This window comes from Xenorhabdus bovienii, assembly GCF_024721015.1.
Classification (GTDB): domain Bacteria; phylum Pseudomonadota; class Gammaproteobacteria; order Enterobacterales; family Enterobacteriaceae; genus Xenorhabdus; species Xenorhabdus bovienii.
On record NZ_JANAIF010000358.1, the window covers coordinates 1 to 353 of the forward strand.

The following is a 353-nucleotide window of genomic DNA, read 5'->3' on the forward strand; positions in this document are numbered from 1 at the left end:
TCGGGGTTTTTCAGTGGATTGATGGAAGAGATAGCCCCTATTCGTGACACCCTTGCAGCGGCTTTTGCGCCGTTCGCGCCCATTTTTGACGCCATCGGCAATGCCATTAAAAAGGTCTGGGAGTGGTTCAAGTCACTGTTTGAGCCGGTCAATACGTCCGCTGAAGGTCTAAAAGCGGCCACCGAAGCCGGCCAGACCTTTGGGCGACTGGTGGGTAAAGCCATCGCCGGTGTCGTGGATGTGATTGTGGCGGTCGCCAAAGGGGTAGGATGGTTACTGGAAAAACTGGGCATGATCCCGGATGCGACGAAAGCCGCCGCCGAAGCCGCCAACGCAATGGGGCCGGTCAACCT

General features: G+C 57.2%; 1 pseudogene. It reads left to right on the forward strand.

Annotated features, from left to right (window positions below):
* Positions 1-21: 21 nt before the first annotated feature.
* Positions 22-353 (forward strand): annotated as a pseudogene (locus tag NXS07_RS22630) (phage tail tape measure protein); the annotation flags it as partial.